Genomic DNA, 915 nt, shown 5'->3' with positions numbered 1-915 from the left:
CTCGTTGCCCAAGGGGCGGGACCGGGTGGGTGTGTGGGGTTGTTGTTGCCGCGCGGCGCGCAGGCCATCGTGGCGATTCTGGCGGTGCTCAAGTCGGGGGCGGCCTATGTGCCAATCGATCCGGGCTGGCCGGCCGCGCGGATCGAGTTCCTGCTGACCGATGCCGGCCCGACCACGGTGCTTACCACGGCGGCCCTGCAGTCGCGGCTGGATGGCCATGACGTGGCGGTGATTGATGTCAGTGATCCCGCTATCGATGCCCAACCGGCCACCCGACCACCGGGTCCGGCGCCTGAGGATGTGGCGTATTTGATTTACACCTCGGGAACCACGGGTGTGCCCAAAGGTGTGGCGATTACTCACCATAACGTGACTCAGTTGATCGGGTCATTGGATGGGGATTTGGCGGCGCCGGGGCGGGTGTGGTCGCAGTGGCATTCGTATTCCTTTGACATTTCGGGTTGGGAGATTTTTGGTGCCCTGCTGCATGGCGCACGCCTGGTGGTGGTGCCTGAGGCGGTGGCGGCCTCCCCAGTTGACCTGCATGCCTTGCTGGTCGAGCAGCAGGTCAACATCTTGAGCCAGACTCCCACGGCGGTGGGGGCGCTGTCCCCGCAGGGGTTGGAGTCGGTGGCGCTGCTAGTCGGTGGGGAGTCGTGTCCGCCGGAGGTGGTCAATCGGTGGGCACCGGGGCGGGTGATGCTCAATGAATACGGCCCGACCGAGACCACGATGTGGGTGGCGATCAGCGCCCCACTCACCCCGGGCACGGGGGCCCCGCCGATTGGGTCGCCGGTCTCAGGAGCAGCACTGTTCGTGTTGGACCCGTGGTTGCAGCCGGTGCCGGCCGGGGTGGTCGGGGAACTCTATGTGGCCGGTGCCGGTGTGGGGGTGGGGTATTGGGGCCGCTCACCA

The 915-nt window shown here is 66.6% G+C and carries 1 protein-coding gene; it reads left to right on the top strand.

The annotated features are described in order from the left end of the window. Positions 1 to 915 (top strand): AMP-binding protein (locus A5692_RS02860; RefSeq protein ID WP_156765902.1); only part of this gene is annotated, 915 nt, incomplete at both ends.

It is taken from the genome of Mycobacterium sp. E342, from assembly GCF_001667665.1.
Taxonomy (GTDB): Bacteria; Actinomycetota; Actinomycetes; order Mycobacteriales; family Mycobacteriaceae; genus Mycobacterium.
Note: the sequence above shows the minus strand (reverse complement) of the source record. Positions and strands in the feature narration are given on the sequence as shown.